Source organism: Rothia mucilaginosa (assembly GCF_019334805.1).
GTDB lineage: Bacteria > Actinomycetota > Actinomycetes > Actinomycetales > Micrococcaceae > Rothia > Rothia mucilaginosa_C.
On sequence record NZ_CP079822.1, the window covers coordinates 711,675 to 726,262 of the forward strand.

Genomic DNA, 14,588 nt, shown 5'->3' on the forward strand with positions numbered 1-14,588 from the left:
ACGTCACGGGCACACACTAACTCAAACTTTCTGGAGTATTCTCACTACTATGACCATTTTGGAATTCTTCCGCACCACGAGGGCTAACCTCTGGTTGCTGATTATTGGCATCATCGTTGGTGCCGCGGCGGGCTTCGGCTATGCATCCCTGCAGCCGAAGGTGTACGCCGCCTCGTCCTCGGGCTACGTGACCGTGGGCGAGTCCGGTACGGTGGATGTTCTCTCTGGCTCCTCCGCGGCTAAGGAACGCGCACGTTCCTACGCAGCGATCGTCTCCTCTGAGGCTGTGGCACAGAAGATTAAGCAGAACAACCCTGAGCTCTCCCTGACTACCGGTCAGATTCGTGCAAGCCTCACCGCAACTGCAGGTGACAATGCTGCGCTGATTACCGTGAGTGCCCAGGCTTCTTCCCCGAAGAACGCACAGCTGCTCGCCAACAGCGCTCTGCAGGCTACCGCTGACTACATCAAGGAAATTGAGCAGAACCCCGGTAACGCTCAGGCCCTGGTTAACGGCGATAGCAACGCTGCGGCAACCCCCCCTGCAAACAGCAATACCGTCCGCGTGATTCCGTTGAATAACGCAAGCGTCAACCCGCCGTTGGTTTCCCCGAACTACCAGCAGAACACTCTGGTTGGTGCCGTTGTCGGCCTGGTCGTGGTGTACGCCGCCATCTTCCTGCGCCGCGCACTGGATCAGCGCATCCGCACCCGTGACGACGCCACCAAGGCAACCGGCGCAAGCATCCTGGGTGTGCTGCCCGTCAGTGAGGACCTGAACGAAGAGAACATCGTGAACGGTGACACCGACGACCACATCGCTCAGGAATCGATTCGTCAGCTGCGTACCAACCTGCGCTTCGTGAATGTTGATACTCCCCCGCGCTCCTTCATCGTCACCTCCGCTGTGCCCGGTGAAGGTAAGTCGACCGTGTCGCTCTCGCTGGCTCGCTCCCTGGCCGACGCTGGTTCGCCCGTCATCCTCATTGACGCCGACCTCCGCCGCCCGACTGTGGCTAAGAAGCTGAAGCTCGACGCCAAGGTCGGTCTGACCCAGGTTCTGGCCGGTCAGGTGGAGATTGCAAACGCCGTGCACCAGCTGGGCGATTCGAACCTTTTCGTGCTTCCCGCGGGCCGCATCCCCCCGAACCCCTCTGAACTTCTGGGCTCGGATAAGATGCGCCAGCTCATCAAGGAACTCTCCGAAGAGTTCATCGTGGTGGTCGACGTTCCGCCGCTGCTGCCCGTGACCGATGCATCACTGCTTTCCAACTCTGTGGACGGCGTGATTCTGGTCGGTTCGATTGGCCGTAGCCACCGCGAGCAGATGACCGAGGCTTCCAGCATCCTGAAGAAGGTCAACGCAAACCTCTTCGGTCTTGTTCTGAACCGTGCACCCCGTAAGGGCCTGGGTAACTCCTACTACGGCTTCGGTTACGCAAGCACCTACGTGGGCTACGCAACCTACTACGGCTACGGTAAGGACGGCGATAAGAAGTCCTCGAAGTCGAAGTCCTCGGCCCCCAAGGCATAACCTTTCGAGCCTCTCCCCACGGGGAGCAACATACGGCGGGAAGGGCAGTGTTTCTGTCCCTCCCGCCGTATACTTATTTGGTATAGACCGGTGCACCGAAAGGTTATTGTGACCACTCACTCCACCAATACCCCGGAGCCGCTCACCACTCCGCTCGCGGCACGGATTCGGCTTGCGCACGCCTACTTCCAGCACATAGCCGATAAGCATTCCATCGACGTTCTGCATATCAAGGGCTATGCGTTCTCGCAGGAAATTTACCGCAAGGGTAGGTACAGCTCCGACGCTGACCTGTTGGTCCGTCCATCGCAGGTGGACCGCTTTGTGCAGATTCTCCTGGCGGATGGCTGGCGTATCCAGGCCCACTTTGAGACGGGCTCCGTGTTCGAGCACGCGATGACGCTCTACCACGCTTCATGGGGCCTGACCGATATTCATCGATTCTTCCCCGGCCTCGGCCGCCACGGTGACTACGAGAAGACCTTTGACCGTGTGTGGGCAGCCCACCGTACCCGATTCATCGCTCACCGGCCCTGTACGGTCCCCTCAGACCTGGATGCGCGCCTTATTGTGGTGCTACACCGTGCCCGCGCTGCGTCCCGTTACAGCGCGGATATCAACTATCTGGTGAACCGCATGTCCTACGCAGACTGGCAGCGGCTTAAGGAACGTGCCAACGAGCTCGATTCAAACCTGGCCTACAGCGCGGCCATGGGCGGGCTTGAGCAGTACCGAGGCGATCGCGACTATCTGCTGTGGCTTTCCGTTTCGCAGGATGTCCCCCACTACGTTCAGTGGATTGGTCGGCTTCGGTCGGCAACCACCCTGCGCGATAAGCTACGCACCCTGAAGAATATCTTCTTCGTCAATAAGGACCACCTGGCCATGCAGCTTGGCCGTACCCCCACGCGTGCCGAGGTGCGTGCCAAGTTCTTTGAACGCTTCGGAATCAAGGTGACAAAATGAGCAATCCGGTAGATTCCCGTCAGACCGTCTACGGTATCCCCGAGAACATCGCGTACGTTCATTCTGAAGAGTTTGCTAAGTACTCCCCCACGGCAACTTATCTCGCGAATCTTGCCAACGGTGAGCTGTCTGTTCTTCAGGATTCAGCCTCCATTATTTGGAGTATTTTTGAAGACCCAATGTCTCTACAGGACGCTATCGACGTACTCTGCGAAATGTATGAACAGCCCATAGAGACCATGGGGCCGCAGATTGAGGGTTTTATTCCCGAGCTGCTCTCCAAGGGGCTCCTAGAAGCCCGCTAAGGCTCTCAGAAGACACAAAGAAGGCGGGGCGGTAGAAACTATAGTTCTACCGCCCCGCCTTCTTCTATGAGCCGTCTTAGCTCTTTTAGTCTTCGGGCAGAGCCTGCACGTACATCTTCAGACGGCTGATGAAACGAGCCTCCGAGAAACCGTCAACGTGCTCACGGATATAATCAGCATCCCAGTCATCCGGGTTGAAAGCCTTGAGAGCCTCCACCAGCTGCTCCACGGTCGGCTGATTGATGAACATGCCGGTTTTGCCTTCCTGAATGGTATCCAGGAAGCCACCCGCACGGTAGGCGATCACGGCCTTGCCGCTAGCGCCCGCCTCCAGCGGAGTAATACCGAAGTCCTCATAGGAGATAGCCAGCAGTGCCAAGCAGTGACGGTACGCGTAACGAAGCTGCGCGTCAGAGACACCCGAAGCGATACGAATAGTCGGGCCCGCAAGGGCCTCCAGGCGTTCCTTCTCCGGGCCGCGACCAATCACCAGCAGCTTCTTACCCAGCTCATTACACGCCTCAATAGCCTTATCAACATTCTTGTAGGGCAGCAGGCGAGAAACAATCAGGAAGTAATCATCCGATTCGGTGAACTCTTCCAGACCCGGAATAGGCTCAACCGGTGCGGTGGTATCTACCGAGTGCGGCGGGAAGAAAATCGGAACGTCCTTCTTGCCGTACACGTTCTCGATGCGCTTCTTAATCACGCTCGCATTCGCTACGTACACCGCCGAACGGTGAGCCGCCCAGTGATCCCACAGCATCAGTGCAGGACGCAGAGTCTTCAGCAGCAGCGGCACGGGGCCGGTGCTCTTCTCACCCAGGTACTGATCGCTCAAGTACAGCCAACGCGCCGGCGAATGGCAGTAAATGAACTTACGGCCAGCGAAGTTAAAGCCGTGCGCCCAACCGGTCGTCGACACCACAGCGCGTTCAGCCGGCACCTTCAGGAAAGAAGAAGCAATCGGCAAAATCGGCAACGCCATACGATGGTTACGACGCAGGTAACCAATCTTATTCAGCGGGCTGGTAATGATCTTCGCGTCCTTGAACTCAGGGAAGGTACCCTCTGGGTCGTACAAAGTCGTGTAAATCGGTGCATCAGGGAACGCACGGTGCATCGCCAGAACGACACGCTCCGCGCCGCCGCGCTGAGTCAGATAGTCGTGGGCAATTGCAATCTCTTCAGTCGCCTCAGGCTTGATCAGCGGCACGTAACGGCGCGCCAGGCGGCCAAGCTTCTTGAGGCTCTTCGGGATATCAGCAAGCACCGCGTCAGGATTCTTCGGCCCGGTGAACGGAGCGGAGGTCAAGAGCTGAGTGAGTGACATGTCTTTTTCCTCCTAGAAAACTTTCTGAGCGCGCTCAGGGTAGCGAATACCGGCGTAGGATGCAGCCTCAACCTGTAGCGCCACAAGCTTCTCAGCAACCTTAGTGGGCAGCTTCAGCAGAATCTTATCGCTCGCATCGCCGAGAGCCTTAATGGTCTTCTCGGTGGTGAAACGAGCGAGGGTCTTGACCAGCAAACCCCACGCGCCCGTCGGGTTCGGGGCGGGGTGTGCATCCTCACCATGCTTACGCACGAAGATGGTGCGGGCAGAGCCCGAGTGCAGGGCACGCAGGGCACGCACTGCAGTGGTGGTAGCCTCAGCGTAGTGCTTGACCTCAACCTCATCAGAGATGATGATGCGGCCACCAGCGTCATGGACCATTTTGCCCATATCTACGTCTTCCCACCCGTAGAGACGGTACGCAGGATCGTATCCGCCAGTACGGTCAAAATACTCCGCAGAGATAGAAGAGTTACCATTCCAGTACAGCCAACGGCCTTCTTCAGCTACGCTGAGGGCACCTTCTTTGAATCGAGCATCGCGGAAGTTACCGTACACACGAGAATAGGGAGTGTCCGGGTACACGTTCTTCAGGGTACCAATCACGCCGTCATAATCACGGTGCAGGCGAATCTGCGCCTCGACATAGTCGGTAGCAGGCTCAAGATCGTCATCGCAACGGATGAGGATATCCGCATCAGCGGCACGGTGGCCAGCGTTCAGCGCTGCCACGCGACCGCGGTTCTCCTCAAAAACAATCTTGGTCAGGTTCAGCTTGCCTTCTGCAATGTAGCGGTCAAGCACAGCTTCGCTGTTATCAATGTCGCCGTCGAGGACCACGATAACCTGGAAGTCCTTCTCCGTCTGGGCGGCAAGCGCATCCAGCGGGTAGTGCAGAATATCTGCACCACCGCGAGAGGGGATGATAACCGCAGCCTTGTAGCGATGGGTAGTCGTCATAATTTTCCTTCGGGGTTTGAGCGAGAGGATATCCGCTGGGAATGATCTATAGGTTTAGAAGCACCTTAGCGGATAAAACGTTCCAGAATCTCACCGACACGGACCTGGCCAGCCTCAGGCGAGTAGTTCTCCTGCCAGCGCCAGAACAGCTCGGAGGTACGTTCTGCCAACTCTTCACTCTCTTCACGGATTTCCTGGCCCAGCTTCTCAATCGCCTGAGCAAGTGCCTGAGGCTGATTCACAGGAACAATGTAGGGGTAGGAGCCATTGCCGCCCACGACCTCCATCAAGGGTGCAGCGTCGCTGATAACGACAGGGATGCGCGCACTCATTGCTTCAGCGACCACAAGACCGAAGGACTCTTCAGCACCCGCCGAGGGGACAACCAGCATGTCAATGTTAGAGAACAGGCGGTCAGGAGTGGTCCAGCCCAGACGGGTGCTGAACGGTGCAACACGAGCCAGAGCAGTTTCGACTTCAGCACGGCCCTCCTCAGAAGCGAAGACAGGCTCACCGCCAATAATGAAGTCGTAGATGATTTCGTCCTTATTAAGGATGCTCAACGCCTCACACAAAGTAGGAATACCCTTAGCAGGGGTTAGACGCCCCAGGAACCCGACGCGGATTCGGCGCTCCCCCACACGGTGATCAAGCTCGGTAGAAACGCCGCTGACCCAGTTTGCAAAAACCTCACTGCCAGGGCAGGCACGCGCCACATAGCGGCTGGGGACCAGCGTAACCAAAGCGTTACGCCGGGCGAAAGGTACCAGCTTAGCGTTGATACCGGTAGCAAACTGGTGCAGATGCACGATGCGGTTCTTACGACCACCAGTAGCGGTCGCAGGGACCAGCCCATTACACCAGAGCAGAACGTCCTTATTGTGGGCGTGCCAAGCGCGCAGGGCCAGCATGTACTGGGCTCGGTTTTTCGCCGGAAGCACGACGCGGGCGAAGCCCTCATCCGCAGCGGCTTCTACGAGCTGATTGGGCTCGGAGGGACCGACGATGGTGACCTTATAGCCAAGGCTCCGGGCCGCGCGGGCCACGTTCAGGAGCATGACCTCGCCGCCGCCAATATCACCGTTATTAGTAGCGATGTACAGTTCTTTCTTCAACGTTCTACTCCTAGAGCAAATGAGGAGGGGAATAGTTCTTCTAGGGAATCATTAGTACTCCCCAGATACGCCAAAACAAGGCGCTCCAATAAGCGTTTCACCAAATATGTAGCACGCTATGCTGGAGACTTAGAGAAACTACCTGCCGAGGCAGACGACACAATATGGATATCCTCTACGCCTTATGGATGTTCTGGGTCGCTAGCACGTGGTTATCGGCTTCTTCAGCATCACGAACCTCAATTCGCTCATCAAAGCCTTCGATACTTGCCTCATCGTGGCCGGTGCCTAAACGCTGTTCGCGTTCAATCAACAACACGCGCAGAGCCAAACCACAGGCAATAGCCCACGGCCAAGTGTAGAACACCTCACCCAGACGAGAAGCACAAATCATGATGGCGATACCGGCACCCTGCACAACGTAGAACTTAGCCGGCAGAGTCTTCTTGCCGCTAAACACGTTCACGATAATGAGCAAAGTGATAGCGACAACCAGAATCATCCATGGCCAACCGCCCTCAACCAGAGCAGACCAGTACGAGTTATGGAAAAACCAGGTCTTCGAACCAGTATGTGCCAGATAAACGTATGCCTCGCCCAAACCCTGGCCGAAGAAGCCAGACGCCTGAACCTTAATCTCAGATGCCTGGTCAATCAGTGAACGAAGCGCATCGGTACCGGCGCGATCTGCGAAGGCACCGGAGTGTGCGTAGTCACTGGTCAAAATATCAATGAGCCAGTACAGGGCCACGCCCAAGGCGATACGCCCAAAAGTCTTCAGACGGTGCGCGATAACAATCCAAATCAGACCCGCTGCATACGCCGCAATCGAGGTACGAGAACCTGTAGCCCATAGCAGACCGGAGAAAACAACAATAGCGCCGATAACTTCAATTTTGTTACGGGCAAAGCTCAAGATGAGCAAACCGAAGAGGCAATACACCAGACCCGAGAAGTTCTTGTCACCCAACCAACCGGTCAGATAACCAACATAACCAGTTGACGGGGCAAAACCCGCAAAATACCCTACAGCGTTGAAAAGAATCGCCGTCGAGTATCCAAGAACAATAGAACGGATATGCAGACGCCCAGCGGCGATAGTCCAGATCAATACCGTTGCCGCTACAAGACGAAGCAAACGACGCGTCCAATCCGATGCGTCCTCGGAGTGAACACCATTAATTGAAACGAGCGCGAGGTAACCCATTGCAATAAACATGATGGCGCGTAGGCCCGAAAAATGACTCACGTCAAAAGTCGGCTTACGGGTCAAACCGTATGCCGCCAAAACGATAATAACTATCTGGTTAAAGGGCAGACCAACACCCGGCACAGCGTCACCAAACAGCAGAAGAAACGCCATGATGAATTCAGGCATGCGAATCTGACCGCTCTGGCGACGCACGTATTCGCTACCGCGGGACACGGTTTCAGAGAAGCGCGAAACCTCGGGTTTCTCAGCGGGCTCATTCAAGTGCGCGTAAACCTGCGAAGTCTGGCTCATCGTCGGCCTCCTCGAAGTACACGTGCGTAAATATCAACCGTTTGAGCAGCCATCTGCTCGTTCGAAATCCAGGTGAAAGGCTCCTTATCGCCCTTCTGTAGCTGCCGGCGCATCGCCTGCAGAACCTCTTCGGTAAGCTTGGGGCTCTGACGATCCACCAGTTCGTCGGCGTTCAGAATCTCCGGGTTACCGCCCACGGCGGTTGCCACGGTCTTCAGCCCGGCTGCCTTTGCATCCAACAGGGTGTAGGAGCAGTTCTCCCACACCGAAAGCTGAACGATCATATCGCTACGGCCCATCGCCTCAATGGGGTTAACGAAGCCGCTAAAGGTCACCGAATCGCCCAGGTTCAGACGCTTAGCGTGGGCTTTCAGCTCCTCCCCCAGATTGCCAGAGCCCGCAATCTCGAGGTGAGCCTGCGGGTACTCCTCGCGCAGGCGCGCGAAGGCGTCCAGCAACACGTCAATGCCCTTCTCGGGAGACAGACGAGACAGCGAAAGAATACGCGGACCACCCTCAGCGGGTACACGCTGCTGCTCAACAGCCGCGTGCACTTCGGGGATGTCCACGCCGTTGTACACCAGCTCCACGCCGCGAGCACCCCACTTGGAGCGCATCTGGTCGGCGGTCGAGCGGGACACGGCAATCGCGCGGTTGGTGCCCCACAGGCGCACGCGGTGCACGGTCTCCATGAGCTTCGAACGCCAGGAGCTACCGTGGTACACCGAATCGTTGCCCGCGATGCCGTGCTCAGTGGTCAGAAGCTTCGGCACGCAGGTGCCGCGCTTGATAACGCTACGGATGCGCAGGGCATTCACCACGGCAGCAGCCACAACATCCGCATACGCAAGGTGGCTGTGCACAATCTCCGGGCGAAGCTGCTCAATAGCCTTCTTCAAAGAAGCATAGGAAGTCTTAAAACCGTAATTGGGGCCGAACTCGGCCTTCACGACGGTGACGCCCAGTTCCTCAAGACGCTCGGTCAGCTTACCCTCGGGTGCGAGAACCACCAGGTTAAAGCCGGGGAGCCCGGCACGTGCCATATCGACAACGTGCCGAGCTACTCCACCAAAATCGGGAACCGGAACGACCCACAGGGCCGTGGGAACTCCGTTTGAATTCATGAGTGAGTGTCTACTTTCTACAGCCACTTCTCGAGGCGGTCCAGGGCGGTGAAGAAGCCTTCACCGTTGTTGATGTGGCCCTGCCAGATTTCGGGAATGAAGGATGCCTTCGGGGCCAGCTCACGCAGCTGTTTGCCCAGCGCGGCCCAGTCCACGTCACCTTCGCCAACCTGAACGCCCTCACCGTCAACGCCGACGCCGTCCACCAGGTGCAGGTGAATCGACAGCGGTGCCAGCTGCTCGACAGCCTCCGACAGCGGAATGTTCAGGAAGTTAGAAGCCAGCATGGTGTGGGAGATGTCCAGGCAGAGCGCGGTGTCGTAAGCACGCGAGAACTCCGCGGTGTCCTTCGGATCCAGGAACAGGTTGTGGTACTGCTGACCACCCATCAGCCAGGGGTACGGGGGCAGGGTCTGAGCGGCCAGGCGCACGCCGGATGCGTCCAGGTGCTTCAGGGCCTCGCCGATACGCTCGTACTTTTCGGCACGCTCGGAGACGGGGATGTGCTTGTCCTTGGTGAAGCCACCCATGGTCACAACCATGATCGGGTCCTCGTCCACGGTGAAGTAGCGGGTCAGATCACGGGTGATGTCGATGGTGCGCTGCACCTCGGCGATGGAGCGTTCCCACACCTCGGGGTCCTTCGAGGCGAGGTCCACGAGGAAGTCGCCGGCGAAGAGGTCGGGCAGGTGGGTGGTGAAGCCCATGTCCAGCTTGGAGTCGAAGACATCGTCGATGTTGATGTCCAGGTCCTTGTAGGAGAAGTGGAACTCCAGGAAGTCCGGCTTAGCCTCTTCAATCAGCGGCTTGTAGTCGTGGTAGCGGACGGGCAGACCCCAGGGGCGATCGAACTTGAAGTCGCGGCGGGTGACCAGGTCATCCTTCAGGTCGCCCTCGAAGAAGAACGAGCCTTCTTCAACGTCGCGCTGCATGGTACGGCCGACCAGCTGCGGCAGGTGGTTCGGCTGCAGGCCGCGGCCGGGGGACTTCACGGCCACGTCAGCCTCGGTCACGACCTCGCCCTTAGCGATGTGGCGGGTAGCGACCAGGGACTTGGCCAGGTTCACGCGGTTCATCAGCTCACCGGTGGACACCTCGCGGGGAGCGGCAGAACCGATAGCTGCCTCAACCTCGCGAATCTGCTGGACCATGGCCTTGAATTCCTCGGGCAGCAGAGAGACGGTGTGGTCGTTACCCTCGAGGGTCTTGTCGGTGGTGAAGTGCTTCTCGATGATCTTTGCACCGCGAGCAACGGCGGCAATCGGCACGTGGTAGCCACGCTCGTGGCCCGAGTAACCGACCAGGCACTGGCCAATCTCGGCCAGGCGGTCCATGTAGGCCAGGTTCACGTCCTTGAAGGGTGCGGGGTAGGCCGACTGGCACTGCAGCAGGGCGTAGGATGCGCCGGCGTTACGCAGCAGGGCCACGGACTCGCGAATCTCTTCCTCGCGGCTCATACCGGTAGAAACCAGCATGGGCAGACCGCGGGATGCGACGTCGCGCAGCAGCTCGTGGTTGGTCAGGTCGGCAGAAGCAATCTTCATGCCCTGAATACCGTAGTCGACCAGTGCCTGCACCGAGGGGGCATCCCAGGGGGTGCACATGATATCCATGTTGTGCTGCTTGACGTGGTCGAAGACCTCGTACATCTGGTCCACGCTCAGGGAGAAGCGGGAGAGCAGGTCCAGGGTGTACTGCACGCCCAGGTCCTCGCCCGCGGTGGCGGCACCGCGCTGACGGTAGAGGGCGTCCATGTCACGCAGCTGGAACTTCACGGCGTCGGCACCGGACTCAACGGCCAGGTCCACCAGTTCCTTAGCGAAATCAACGCTACCCTGGTGGTTGTTGCCGATCTCGGCGATGATGAAGGCCGGGGAGTCCTCGCTGATGGTGTGCTTACCGATGCGCAGGACGTCCTGCTCGTCCATGGCGAGCGCCACGAGGTGGCCGCGCTCGTCGGTCAGCGGAACGTGGTTGATGCCCTTGGCAAAGTATGCGCGCAGGGTCTCGGGGTCGGCATCTGCCGGAGCGGTCTGCGGGTTGGTGTTAGCGGCATCCAGGGCGCTGGTCTCCAGGGACGCGGTCGGGTTGGCAATCAGCCAGCGGCGGAAGTCGCCGTCAGAGAGCGAACCGCGCAGGATACCAGACTCGTTCACCAAGAAGATGATGCGCTGGCCGTTAGCAGAAATCTTCTGCAGAGCGTTGAGAATCGGGTCTTCAGCGAAGACCACATACGGGGCGATATTACGTTCAATAATCATAGGTTTGAACCTTTTCGTTTGAGTGTTCTATTGAATGACTGAGTGCCGGTCAATCCGGGACGGCGACGAGAATGTCGCCAGGACGAGGGTTACTTGCTCTCGTTCAGAATCTGAGTGAGCTGATGTTCCGCCACGGAGAAGTCAATCGGCGCGTCGATGTCGACGCCCTCAACCTCGTTGAGCATGAACAAGTCAATGGTACCGCCAGAGTAGCCGGCCAGGCGGTTGTGGTGCTCAGTGTACACAGGAGTCTTCGTGATGTACATGGAGCCGTTCTCGCGGTAGCGGAAGGTTTCCTTAGTCAGCTCCTGACGGCGCGGACGGTGCATAATCTCGAAGGCCGCGGTGGGCTCACCGTCAGCGTGCCAGGTCCAAATGAACGGACCGATCGGGATCACGCCGACCATGGAGTCCTTGTCGTTCTCGACGAACTGGCGGACCGCGCGTGCCAGGGTTCCGGGCAGACGCACGGGGCTGGTTGCCTGCAGCAGCATGACGGCTTCGGGTGCCCAGCCGTTCTCGGTGTAGAACTCGATGGCGTGCTCGACGACCGGCTCGGTTGCGGTGGTGTCCTCCGCCAGGTGGGCCGGGCGAATGAACGGCACCTCGGCACCGTACTCGCGGGCGATATCGGCCAGCTCGGCATCATCGGTGGAGACGACAACGCGCAGCTCGTGCTCACCGGCAAGCTCTTCCTTCGCGGCCAGGGCCTGCTCGATGGTCCATGCGACCAGCGGCTTACCCGCGATGGGGCGCAGGTTCTTACGCGGAATGCCCTTCGAGCCGCCGCGTACGGGAATGACGCAGAGAATACGCATTATGCCTCCAAAGTTTCAATCATTAGTTCAGCGATGCGGCGTGCCGGTTCCTTCTCGGGCTGAACCGGGGCGGGGGTGGGTTCGCTCCCCCACCGGTTCATGCCGTAGCGGTCCCAGAATTCCACAAGCCATGCCGGCGGTGCCGGGTGGTATACCCAGGCCGGGATGCCGCGGATAGCCGCCTCCAGCACACCGGTGGAGAAAATCGACACGACGGGGTTCGGTACCTCGTTCAGAGGGGTTCCGGAACGATCGATGCGGATGCCTTCCTTCTCCCACAGCTTGTGGGTCAGTACCGACAGCTTGTCCTTCTCGCTCGGGTGCGGGCGGTAGATACCGCCGTACTTCTTCAGGAAGGAGTGCGCGGCGAAAGCGAAGGATGCTCGCGGCAGCTCGGCGCCGTGCATCTGTCCCAGGAAGATCGGTTCCAGGTTGTTCTGCTTCTGCGCCTCAGCACCTGCTGCCTTCTGAGCCGCCAGGTAGAGTAGCTGCGAACCCACCGCGTGGGTGGTCACATCGCGGCGACCCGATGCCCAGAATTCCGCATCAGCTTCGCTGAAAGCCAGCAGGGTACATCCGACCGGTAGCGGCGGCGCCTGAGGCACCAGCAGACCGTGCTGAACCATCCAGTACTCAGCGCCGATAGCGCGAGAGAACTCATAGGCTGCTGCACCGCGTCCAAGGAACTGTGCGGCAGAAAGAACAATACGAACATCCGGCAGGAGGCTCATCAGTTCGTCGCCCGAGATTTCCTGCTCAGACCAGTCCTTACGAGAGTAACGCGCGCTGGCGTACTGTCCGTCCAGGTACTCGCTAGCGTCCTCAGGAACCCACAGGGCAACATCGATAGCGTCCAGATGCTTGAGAGGCTCCAAGATTGCGTTGCGGTTCGTGGGAGAGAACGAATCCATAACGATCAGCACTTGAGGCTTAGCACCGCGAGTGTACAGAAGACCGCGTACGGGTTCCTCCGCAACGGTCCGAGAACGTGCGGAGTCAAGAAGCGAATTCAGCTTGTATTTAGCCCACTTCAGCTTCTTTTGACGCCTCTGCCATGCCTGCCAGGCGTCCAAATCCAGAGGGTACTTAAGCATCCTGTTTCTCCCCTGAACGGACTCGAATAACGGTAGCCGGGATACCCACAGCCACGGCATTAGCCGGAATATCGCGGGTGACCACAGCTCCAGCACCAATCACAGCGCCGTCTCCGATAGTGACACCACCGAGCACAGACACATTCTGACCGAGGAAAACGCGATCACCAATCACGATGTCACCACCGGGCTGCACATCGTGCAGAGAGTCCAGAGGGTGCTCGCCAGAATTAACCATCACATTATCGGCAAAGACACAGTCCTTACCAATAGTCACATTCGATAGAGCGTGAATATGGCTACGGTGACCAACGTAGGTACCGGAACCAATACGCAGAATACCGCCAGCTTCAGAAGCAATCCACGCATCCTCGTAGATTGCAATCTGGTCGCCAAGGTAGATGTTCTCTACACCGACCATGCGCAGGGGACGAACAAGAACAGTGCCCGAGCCGAAAGAGCCGAACGCTCGCGAGTACAAGGTCTTACCCAGCAGGTCTGCCATGTGCCAACGCACACTCGGCATCTTGGTCACAATCTTAGAAAGGTTTAGGCCCATAGCTGCTCCAAAATCTTTACACGCTGATCAAAAGTGTGCTCGGCCAAAGTACGCTTCTGACCGGCTTCACGAATCTGACGAGCCCACTTCGGCTCACGGAAAATGCGGGTACAAATCTCGATGAGCTCATCAATGCTCTCGTAGACCAGAACCTCTTCGCCAGGAATGTAGTAGCGATCCACGTCAGCGCGGTCAATCACCTGCAGAGCGCCCACGCCGGGAGCCTCAAAGGTGCGCATGGTGAAACCATCCTGGTTATTGTGGATGTTCAGCGTTGCCGGGGAGGACGCCATAATGCCGTACGCCTCGGAGCGGTCAACATCGCGACCTGCGGGCACGCCGGAGTCTTTGAACTGCTTGGTGCGCAGAATGTCGTAGGGGTGGCGCGACCAGGCACGACCGTAGGCACGCACCGGCAGGCCAGCTGCGACCAGCGCCTGCAGGGTCTCCTCACGGTTGGGGTACTTGGCGCCCACAAAGTTAATGGAGTCCTCGCGGACAGGAACAATCGGGCAGTGGGTGTCGTAGGCGTTCGGCATGTCGAGCACCTCGAATCCCTGTTCACGCAGGTGCTGCGCATCCAGCGGGCTGTAGCTTGCCAGCGCGCCCAGGTGGTGCAGGTCCTCTTCGGTGTAGCTCATACGGCGCATTTCGTCGTACAGCCAGGTGCCGTAACGAACACCGGAAGTTTCCAGCAGATCCCACCATTCGCGGGAGAGCATATCGCCCTTAATGACCAGCACAATGTCGGGACGGAACTCGTTGAAAGCATCGATAGCCTTACGGGTTGCCTGAGCCGCGAAGCTTTCAGGGCGGTACTTCTCGGGCAGCTCGTGGGCGAGCTTGTTGAGGATGCGCTCGGGCAGAGTACCCGGGGCATCGTAGATGTGGGTGCGCACTTCGTATCCGTGCACTTCCAGGGATGCCTGAATTGCCTTCCAGTACCCGTGGAATGCGGGCGAGAGCAGTAGAAGTTTGGGCTGAGTCATATGAGGATTGAATCCTGTCGGCGTTT

General features: G+C 58.4%; 13 protein-coding genes. 3 read left to right on the forward strand and 10 right to left on the reverse strand.

Features of this window, described 5'->3' with window-relative positions:
- Window positions 1-49 precede the first annotated feature (49 nt).
- The 3 genes from LPB405_RS02700 (at window position 50) to LPB405_RS02710 (ending at window position 2,805) form a co-directional block, all read left to right on the forward strand.
- Window positions 50-1,534, forward strand: a complete 1,485-nt coding sequence (locus LPB405_RS02700) for a polysaccharide biosynthesis tyrosine autokinase (protein WP_219101823.1) — start codon at window positions 50-52, stop codon at window positions 1,532-1,534.
- 90 nt (window positions 1,535-1,624) lie between these two features.
- Window positions 1,625-2,500, forward strand: coding sequence for a nucleotidyltransferase family protein (locus tag LPB405_RS02705; protein ID WP_257604964.1), 876 nt, complete (start codon window positions 1,625-1,627; stop codon window positions 2,498-2,500).
- Window positions 2,497-2,805, forward strand: a complete 309-nt coding sequence (locus tag LPB405_RS02710) for a PqqD family protein (RefSeq protein ID WP_005506945.1) — start codon at window positions 2,497-2,499, stop codon at window positions 2,803-2,805. Before LPB405_RS02705 ends, LPB405_RS02710 begins: the two co-directional genes overlap by 4 nt.
- Window positions 2,806-2,890: 85 nt before the next feature.
- Here LPB405_RS02710 and LPB405_RS02715 read toward each other — a convergent pair whose 3' ends face one another.
- The 10 genes from LPB405_RS02715 to LPB405_RS02760 all read right to left on the reverse strand — a co-directional run bounded on the left by LPB405_RS02715 (window position 2,891) and on the right by LPB405_RS02760 (window position 14,562).
- On the reverse strand, window positions 2,891-4,138 hold the full coding sequence (locus LPB405_RS02715) for a glycosyltransferase (RefSeq protein ID WP_219101824.1): 1,248 nt from the start codon (window positions 4,136-4,138) through the stop codon (window positions 2,891-2,893).
- Window positions 4,139-4,150: 12 nt separating this feature from the next.
- Window positions 4,151-5,098, reverse strand: coding sequence for a glycosyltransferase family 2 protein (locus LPB405_RS02720; protein WP_219101825.1), 948 nt, complete (start codon window positions 5,096-5,098; stop codon window positions 4,151-4,153).
- 65 nt (window positions 5,099-5,163) lie between these two features.
- Window positions 5,164-6,213 carry a glycosyltransferase family 4 protein gene (locus LPB405_RS02725; protein ID WP_219101826.1) on the reverse strand — a complete coding sequence of 350 codons (1,050 nt, stop codon included), beginning with the start codon at window positions 6,211-6,213 and terminating at the stop codon, window positions 5,164-5,166.
- A gap of 175 nt (window positions 6,214-6,388) precedes the next feature.
- A complete protein-coding gene (locus tag LPB405_RS02730; protein ID WP_219101827.1) occupies window positions 6,389-7,717 on the reverse strand; it encodes an O-antigen ligase family protein in 1,329 nt (442 codons plus the stop codon).
- On the reverse strand, window positions 7,714-8,841 hold the full coding sequence (locus LPB405_RS02735) for a glycosyltransferase family 4 protein (protein ID WP_219101828.1): 1,128 nt from the start codon (window positions 8,839-8,841) through the stop codon (window positions 7,714-7,716). Before LPB405_RS02735 ends, LPB405_RS02730 begins: the two co-directional genes overlap by 4 nt.
- A gap of 17 nt (window positions 8,842-8,858) precedes the next feature.
- Window positions 8,859-11,102, reverse strand: a complete 2,244-nt coding sequence (locus LPB405_RS02740) for an N-acetylneuraminate synthase family protein (RefSeq protein ID WP_219101829.1) — start codon at window positions 11,100-11,102, stop codon at window positions 8,859-8,861.
- Between the two features lie 89 nt (window positions 11,103-11,191).
- Window positions 11,192-11,920: an acylneuraminate cytidylyltransferase family protein gene (locus LPB405_RS02745; RefSeq protein WP_219101830.1), complete on the reverse strand. Its 729-nt coding sequence runs from the start codon at window positions 11,918-11,920 to the stop codon at window positions 11,192-11,194.
- A complete protein-coding gene (locus LPB405_RS02750; protein WP_219101831.1) occupies window positions 11,920-13,014 on the reverse strand; it encodes an RNA-binding protein in 1,095 nt (364 codons plus the stop codon). The genes LPB405_RS02745 and LPB405_RS02750 overlap by 1 nt, the downstream gene beginning before the upstream one ends.
- The gene (locus LPB405_RS02755) at window positions 13,007-13,573 is read right to left on the reverse strand and encodes an acyltransferase (RefSeq protein ID WP_012904026.1); all 567 of its coding nucleotides are present in this window, start codon (window positions 13,571-13,573) and stop codon (window positions 13,007-13,009) included. Before LPB405_RS02755 ends, LPB405_RS02750 begins: the two co-directional genes overlap by 8 nt.
- On the reverse strand, window positions 13,564-14,562 hold the full coding sequence (locus LPB405_RS02760; RefSeq protein WP_219101832.1) for a CgeB family protein: 999 nt from the start codon (window positions 14,560-14,562) through the stop codon (window positions 13,564-13,566). The genes LPB405_RS02755 and LPB405_RS02760 overlap by 10 nt, the downstream gene beginning before the upstream one ends.
- Window positions 14,563-14,588 lie beyond the last annotated feature (26 nt).